This is a genomic window from Pelovirga sp. (assembly GCF_059864205.1).
In genome coordinates, this window is sequence record NZ_JCBCBS010000187.1 from 1 (window position 1) to 7821 (window position 7821).

Consider the following 7821-nt stretch of genomic DNA (forward strand, 5'->3'; position numbering starts at 1 on the left):
CGCAGGTTCTCAACCGAACCAGCCGACATCATGTTGGAAACATCCATGTCAGCTTGAGTACGGCTCAAACGTGAAGAAATGGCATTGGAAAAATACTGGAAGGTGCCACCGTCAGGGCCTCCGGAGAAGGCCAGGCGCGACTGAGCAAGAGCATCAGATGCACCACCCGCTAAAACCATGGTGACGACAAACATTGTTACTGTAAAGCCTGCTAAAAACTTTTTGATGTACGACATTTTTTCCTCCTTGGAAAAGTTACTGTAGAGCGCAATTTAATTTGCACTGCGTGAAGGTAGCAATCCCGATGCCAACAGCACCAGAAAACAAAACAAGGTTCTGACAACCCCAGTGAAGGCGGAAACAAGGCAACAACCCATAGGGAACAACATATTCCAGACACGATAAAAAGTGGCGGTCCGCAGCCTACAGTGGCGAAAAAAAGCCTATTTAAAAATTTACCTCAAGGGGAATTAGAACAAAATTATGATAAATCCCGAAATACTCCCATAATCATAGAAATAACAGCAGTTTCCGTTCCCCTGACAAGACAATCGTGAGCCTCTGCTCAGGCTTTTACGACTTTAACAATGACGTATTGTAGAACGGCTTTACAGATTGGTCAATAACCCTTCAGCATTCCCGCCACGACAGCCGGGAACCAGAGCAACGGCAGCAAAGCCGTGCCGACCTGACAGCCTCTCGTTAAACCGATGCCGGGGCTCAGGAGAACAAAACCAACACAACCGCTGAATAGTTACAAAAAAAATTCTTTTTTTACTTGCATCTACCAGCTCGACCATGCTAGCGTCCCCCACAACTTAACACGTTTGTGGATTATTCTTTTCGCCCGACAACAATTTGTCATACGGATCAGAACACGCAGACCTTAATAAGGGTGCGTGTTTTTTATTGGCGAAAAATAAGGACACAAACACTAAAAAGTTCCCGCGGGGAACATGGAGAGAAAAAATGGCAGAAGGTACAGTAAAGTGGTTCAACGATTCTAAGGGTTTTGGCTTCATCGAGCAGGATAACGGACCGGACGTGTTCGTTCACTTCTCACAGATCCAGGGCGACGGTTTCAAATCTCTTGCCGAAGGTGATCGCGTTCGTTTTGACGTGACCCAAGGCCAGAAGGGCCCTCAATCGGCCAACGTGCAAAGAATCTGATTCATATTTGCATACGCCAAAAGGCCCCGTTTTCGGGGCCTTTTTTTTGCCCGCTTTGCGCCTATTTTTTTGTGCCGGCCCCTGATCCGACGCCGGCACATTCCCTTCAACCAGCAAAGTCACTATCGAAAAATCTATAAGCACCCTCCCCACAGAACAGAAAAGCTGGTATATTTATCAAACACAGTGAAAAATCTTTTTCAATACAAACGTAACAGCTTTCACAGAAGCCACAACCTCAAATTTTTAAAATTACAACAACAGGATAAAACCATTGGCCTCTCTGGATTTCGAACTGGAAAAGAAGCTTTTTCGAGATTTCTACGCACGCCACCAGCGCGACCTCGAAACCACCAAAAATCGCTACATCAGCACCATTGAAACACTGATAAGACAGTCAGATCTGGGCGAGGTGACCAAAATTGAAGGGCGCATCAAAGACCAGGACGAATGCATCAAAAAGTTTCAGCGCAAGTACCAGGGTGGCCTGGAAACCGAAGGTTGTCCCTATGCCATTAAAGACTACCTTAGTGACCTGATCGGCATTCGCATTGTCTGTCTCTACGAGGATCAGGTCGCCCTGGTATCTGAAACCCTCAAGGAACATTTCAACATCATCGACGTCACTGACAAGATTGCGGCCATGGAAGGAACAGAAGATCTTTTCGGCTACAAAGGCCTCCACATGGACCTCGCTCCCGCTACACCCAGTCCTAATGACGATGATATTGCCAACTTTCCCTTTGAGGTTCAGATCCGCTCGCTGATTCAGGACACCTGGAGCGTCCTTGACCACAAAATCAAATATAAAAAGTCCATTCCCAATAATCTCAAACGCCGCATCAATGTCCTCTCGGCCCTGTTTGAATTGGCCGACCGCGAGTTCAAGGAAATCCGCAATGCCACCAGCGAACTGATGGAGGCGGCCACAGCGGCCCCCTTAAGCGACAGCCCGACCAGCGATGAGGAGATGGAAGACGCCCAGTCCATTAACAGCAGAGTCATTAACGCTTTTAACTTCTTGCGGGTCGCCGGACACTTTTTCCGGGATTTTGAATTTCAGGACTATAAGGTCGATAACTTTGTTCAGGATATTCTCTCCCTGGATCACCACTTCAAACGCTCCGATTTGCATCAGTCGCTGGTAAACAACCTTAAAACCGTCAAGGACTATCGCAATCTCTTCATGGCGGCCAATCCGGACAATACCTTCAGCCCCTATACCATTGTTCGCCACTGCCTCTACCTGCACGACCGCAAAACCTTTGAACGTATCCTCTCACAAGGGCCACGGGAACGCTTCAATCGTTGGCTCCGTACCAGGGGAAACACCTCCCCGGCAGACAACGAAGAAAAATAGCCGGCAACGGCACGCAGGCAAAAAAAAGGCCGCCGAATCGCTTGATCCAGTGGCCTCTTGTTTTTATTGGTTGCGGGAGAGGGATTTGAACCCCCGACCTTCGGGTTATGAGCCCGACGAGCTACCAGACTGCTCCATCCCGCGTCAGAATTTGACACCCTATTCCTCATAACCGATACTGTCAACCTTTTTCTTGACATCATTAACTTTTCGTCCCCATAGTTGCCCCGACCTTCTTCACCCCGGCGACACAAACCGACGCAGCACCACCTCCTGGAGCACAGCAATGCAAGCAACCATCGACCTGGAAGCAGCACTTAAATACCGCCGGCAACAGGCACTGCTGGTTGATGTTCGCTCTCCGGCCGAATTTACCCAAGCAAGTATCCCCGGTGCGATCAATGTCCCCCTGTTCAGCAATGATGAACGTGCCGAGATCGGTACCCTCTATAAGCAGCGGGGGAAAATGATCGCGCGCCGCCGTGGTGTTGTCATCGCCGCCCCAAAAATTCCCGATTTCGTCAGTCAGATCGAATCGGCCCGCGGCCGATCGACGTTGCCGGCAGTGATTTTCTGCTGGCGCGGCGGCATGCGCTCCCTGGCCATGACCAGCTTCATGAACCTGGCTGGAATTCCCGCGCGCCAACTCAGCGGTGGGCACAAAGCCTTTCGCCGCATGGTCTGCGACTATTTTGACCAATACCAGTGGCCCAAAATCTATGTGCTGCGCGGTCTGACCGGTATCGGCAAAACGCGCATCCTGCAACAACTGACTCAACAGGGGCAGCCGGTTATTGATCTGGAACAAATCGCCAATCATCGTGGCAGCGCCTTTGGTGGTCTGGGTCTGGGTGAACAGCCCGGACAAAAACAATTTGAGACGCGCCTGTGGGCCAGGCTGGATGAATTGCACGACAGCCCTTACCTCATCACCGAAGGGGAGAGTCGCCATATCGGCCGCCGCGCTGTCCCACCACGTTTCCATCAGGCCATGCAGCAACAGCCCAGCCTCTGGCTCACCACCTCGATGAAACTACGTACCGAGGTTATTCTTGCCGACTATCCCGACTTGGAGCAGCTCCACCCCGCGATTGCCCGCGCCCTAGATTCCCTGCGTGAGCGGCTGGGAAACAAAAGTGTCGACCAACTCCAGCAATTACTCGACACCGAAAACTGGCAGCTGCTGATCTCCAGACTGATGGAAGACTACTATGATCCCCTCTATCTGCACACCAAGCCCCAGCACCATCAGGAAATCTGTTATGATTCTCTCGAGCAAGGGGCGGCAGCGGTCATGAGCGCCATCAAGCGTCTGGAAGAGGCCCATTGACTGTGCTCTTCCCGCTTCACCCGGCCGTCCGTCGACCTTTTTCAGCCACAATTGATGCACAACCGACAACCGCACGGAGCAGTTATCATGAAGATTCTGGTCAAAAAAACGAGCACTACCACCATCTCCACCCCCTGCCTTATTTTTTTTACCCCGGAAGGACGAACCAGCCCCCAACTCCTCACCCAGCTTGATGATCATTTACGCCAACTGGTCACCACAGCACAGCGTAACAATGAATTTCGTGGCCGCCACGCAGAAACCCTCATGCTTCACGCCGCCGGCACGAGCGGACCCAATCGTATTTTGCTGGTAGGGATCGGCAAAGCAGGTGACGCCTCGCTGGACAAATTACGCCAGGCCGCCGGCAGCGCGGTGGCGGTGCTCAAACAAAAAAACATCAGCAAGGTCACCTTTAGCCAGAGCGATCTGGTGATTAAAAAAACCACGGCAGAACAACAGGCGCAGGCCATCGTCGAAGGGATACTGCTGGCCAACTATCAATATCTGCGCTATCAAAGCCCGACACCCGACACAGCAAAACCTTTGGAACAGATTGTCCTGTTGGCGGCCGACGCAAAAACCCTTGCCCTGCTGCAACGTGGCGCCGGCAGAGCCGAAGCGATCTGTGCCGGCGTTCACCTGGCGCGCGATCTGGTGAACGCCCCCGGCAACCTCAAATCGCCGGAATTTCTTGCCATGCAGGCGGTAGCCATGGCGGAAAAAAACGGCATCACATCCCATCTGCTTGATCAGGCGCGGCTCCAACAGCTTGGTTGCGGTGCGCTCCTCGGTGTTGCCCAGGGAAGCACACGCCCACCCTATCTGATTGTGCTTGAGTATTCAGGTGATCCAAACGGCGCTGCCCCACTGGCGCTGGTCGGTAAAGGCGTTACCTTTGATACCGGCGGTATTTCCCTTAAACCTGCCGACAAGATGGATGAGATGAAGATGGACATGGGCGGAGCGGCAACCGTTATCGGGACCATGTTGGCCGCCGCCCGCCTCAAATTAGCCATCAACCTGGTTGCGGTGGTTCCGGCGGTGGAAAACATGCCCTCCGGCAACGCCATCCGCCCCGGGGACATCCTGACCTCCCTGTCGGGCAAGACCATTGAAGTTCTCAATACCGATGCCGAAGGGCGCCTCATCCTCGCTGATGCCCTGACCTATGTGGGACGTTATAAACCCCGGGCGGTGATTGATCTGGCCACCCTGACCGGCGCCTGCATCATCGCTCTCGGCAATCAGGCGGCGGCGATCCTCGGCAATGATGACAAGCTGATCGATCAATTGCTCAAAGCCGGGCAGCGCAGTGGCGAACGCCTGTGGCAGCTCCCTTTGTGGGAAGAATACGCCGGCCAGATCAAGAGTGATTTTGCCGATGTAAAAAACACCGGTGGTCGTCCGGCCGGCACCATCACTGCTGCCGCCTTCCTGCACAAATTTGCCGACCAGTATAAGTGGGCACATCTGGATATTGCCGGCATGGCCTGGGAGGATAAAGGCAGAGCCGGCATCCCCCGTGGCGGCAGTGGCTTCGGCGTCCGTCTGCTCATCGACTACCTGCTTGATGAAACCGGAGTGGCCTGACCAGCGCAAAGGACCAGCAATGAAACCCTTATCCGCCAGTTTTAAAACCGTCACCTCCCTGTTTCGCACGCCGCCGAAACAGATTGGTCTGCCCCCAGGGACCCTGATCCATGTCGGCACGCGGGAAATGGAGCACCCGCTTCTGACCCGCACCGATTTCAGCCCGAGCGACTATCAGCAGCGATCTGCCGCCTCTCTGGCCGACTGTCTCCCACCGGCGCCGACCGACGGCGTCAGCTGGGTTCACCTTGAGGGTCTGCACGATATCACTCTGGTCAACGAACTCGGCAACCTGGCCCAGCTTCATGCCCTGGCCCAGGAAGATATTCTCAACACCCACCATCAACCCAAGTATGAAGAATACGATGACGCTATCCTGATCATCCTTAAGCTTTTGACGCTAGATGGCGACCACCTGCAGATCCGCGATGAACAGTTCTGTCTGGCTCTAAGTAGCGGGCGCCTGTTTACTTTTCGTGAGCAGACGGGTGAGCTGTTCAATATGGTACATCAGCGCCTGGCTGCGAAGAACGCCAAATTCCGCGAACGCGGCGCCGACTACCTCGCTTATGCGCTGATGGATACAGTTTTCGACAGCTATTACCACGTGCTGGAAACCATCGGTGAGCGTCTCGATCTGATCGAGGCTGAGCTGATTGACCACCCCAGTCGTAATTTATTGCAACAGATCCACCAGATCCGTGGCCAATTATCGTTCGTACGCAAGACGGTTTCCCCTATCCACGACCTGACCCGGGTTCTGATTCACAGCGAGTCACCATTGATCGAAGAGCGCACCCGCCTTTATCTACGCGATCTTCACGACCATATTCTTCATATTCTAGCCAACCTCGAGAGCTACCGTGATACCGCCAAGGGACTGATCGAACTGTCCCTCTCGAGCATGAGTTACCGCACCAACGAAGTCATGCAGGTGTTGACCGTCATTGCTTCTATCTTCATCCCCCTGACCTTTATCACCGGGGTTTACGGCATGAACTTCACCATCATGCCGGAATTACAGTGGCGTTTTGGCTACCCCTTTGCTCTGCTGCTGATGGTGGCATGCGCGGCAGGAATGCTCTGGTATTTTAAACGTAAAAATTGGTTTTAGCTGCCACCACAGAGGCACAGGGGCACAGAGCACAACAAACTGATATTTTGTGGTTCAAACCTGGCCTTCTGCCCCCATTTGTCAGGCGGTGACAGCTTGACACAGCAGTGAAACTGTTGCTAGATTGCCGCGTTCGGCATAACAGACAACGATGGTGCCTCCTCCTTATAGTAAAGGAAATTATTCGGGCACCTCAGCGGAGCTTTAGTTCATGCGCTTTTCTGATCCACCACAAGATTCTGACCTCCCCAAAGGGGTTCGTGATTTTCTCCCTCTAAAAGCGGCCAAGCTGGAATTTTTGCAACAGCAGCTTCGCAAGGTCTATTCCGCCTGGGGGTTTCGCCCGGTAATCCCCCCCCAACTGGAATTTCTTGATGTGCTCGAACGTGGTCTCGGGGAAGGGTTGCGTGATCGCGCGTTCCGCTTCGACGACCGCCAGAGTAACCGCCTCCTCGCTTTTCCACCGGACATGACCGCCCAGGTTGCCCGCATTGCCGCCACGCGCATGAATCAGATGCTGTTGCCGTTACGCCTGTGCTACAACGGTCGGGTATTGCGCCATACCGAGCAGCAGGCCGGCAAGGATCGTGATATTTTCCAGTCCGGAGTTGAACTGATCGGCCTTGATAGTCCGGAAGCCGATGCCGAAATGATCGCCATGACGATTGAGGCCTTGAGTGCCGTCGGCGCCACCAAATTTACCGTCGATATCGGTCAGATGGAGTTTTTCCGCGGCGTCATGGACGGACTTCCTGTCGATCGTCACAAGGCCGAACAGGTTGCCGATGCCATCCTGCGCAAAGACAGTTCCGAACTTGAGCTACTCCTCCAAAAAACGACCATCAGTGACCGCACTCGGGCCGAGATTCTCGCCCTGCCGCGCCTCTTTGGTGGCCGCGAAGTCCTCGCACGCGCCGAAAAGTCAGTCAGCAACGATCGCTCCCGTCGCGCCCTGGATAACCTCGCAGACATTCTTGATGTCCTTGAAACCTACGGCGTCAGCGAGCATGTCACCATCGATCTCGGTGAACTGCGCGGCCTGAACTATCACACCGGCATGACCTTCCAGGGGTTCCTCCCCGGCCTCGGGCGCAGCATCTGCGGTGGTGGTCGCTACAATACCCTGATGGCTCAATATGGCTTTGATGCACCGGCAACCGGCTTCACTTTCAGCCTCCTCCACCTGCTCTTTGCCCTGGATAAAAATCTCGACGAGACCGTCGCGCCCAGCAGCGACCTGCTTGTCTACTCCAC

Annotated in this window: 7 protein-coding genes and 1 tRNA gene; 6 read left to right on the forward strand and 2 right to left on the reverse strand. The window is 53.7% G+C overall.

Annotated elements, in window-relative coordinates:
* The coding region (locus AC6F7T_RS11775) for a hypothetical protein (protein WP_500719085.1) at nucleotides 1–236 on the reverse strand (236 nt) is incomplete at its 3' end.
* 733 nt (nucleotides 237–969) lie between these two features.
* Here AC6F7T_RS11775 and AC6F7T_RS11780 point away from each other — a divergent pair.
* Both AC6F7T_RS11780 and AC6F7T_RS11785 read left to right on the forward strand, forming a co-directional pair.
* On the forward strand, nucleotides 970–1170 hold the full coding sequence (locus AC6F7T_RS11780) for a cold-shock protein (protein ID WP_191155327.1): 201 nt from the start codon (nucleotides 970–972) through the stop codon (nucleotides 1168–1170).
* Between the two features lie 274 nt (nucleotides 1171–1444).
* Nucleotides 1445–2530: a RelA/SpoT-related domain-containing protein gene (locus AC6F7T_RS11785; protein ID WP_500719087.1), complete on the forward strand. Its 1086-nt coding sequence runs from the start codon at nucleotides 1445–1447 to the stop codon at nucleotides 2528–2530.
* Between the two features lie 67 nt (nucleotides 2531–2597).
* Here AC6F7T_RS11785 and AC6F7T_RS11790 read toward each other — a convergent pair.
* Nucleotides 2598–2674, reverse strand: a tRNA-Met gene (locus tag AC6F7T_RS11790).
* Between the two features lie 142 nt (nucleotides 2675–2816).
* Here AC6F7T_RS11790 and mnmH point away from each other — a divergent pair.
* The 4 genes from mnmH to hisZ form a co-directional block, all read left to right on the forward strand.
* Nucleotides 2817–3860: a tRNA 2-selenouridine(34) synthase MnmH gene (gene mnmH, locus AC6F7T_RS11795; RefSeq protein WP_500719089.1), complete on the forward strand. Its 1044-nt coding sequence runs from the start codon at nucleotides 2817–2819 to the stop codon at nucleotides 3858–3860.
* 87 nt (nucleotides 3861–3947) lie between these two features.
* Complete coding sequence (locus AC6F7T_RS11800) at nucleotides 3948–5453, forward strand: leucyl aminopeptidase (protein WP_500719091.1); 1506 nt, start codon at nucleotides 3948–3950, stop codon at nucleotides 5451–5453.
* Nucleotides 5454–5472: 19 nt separating this feature from the next.
* Nucleotides 5473–6567, forward strand: coding sequence for a magnesium/cobalt transporter CorA (gene corA / locus AC6F7T_RS11805; protein WP_500719093.1), 1095 nt, complete (start codon nucleotides 5473–5475; stop codon nucleotides 6565–6567).
* Between the two features lie 211 nt (nucleotides 6568–6778).
* Nucleotides 6779–7821 (forward strand): ATP phosphoribosyltransferase regulatory subunit (gene hisZ, locus AC6F7T_RS11810; protein WP_500719095.1); only part of this gene is annotated, 1043 nt, incomplete at its 3' end.

Coding starts and splice junctions, on each gene's coding strand:
- AC6F7T_RS11780 (WP_191155327.1), top strand. CDS start 970: ATGGCAGAAGGTACAGTAAAGTGGTTCAACGATTCTAAGGGTTTTGGC.
- mnmH (WP_500719089.1), top strand. CDS start 2,817: ATGCAAGCAACCATCGACCTGGAAGCAGCACTTAAATACCGCCGGCAA.
- AC6F7T_RS11800 (WP_500719091.1), top strand. CDS start 3,948: ATGAAGATTCTGGTCAAAAAAACGAGCACTACCACCATCTCCACCCCC.
- corA (WP_500719093.1), top strand. CDS start 5,473: ATGAAACCCTTATCCGCCAGTTTTAAAACCGTCACCTCCCTGTTTCGC.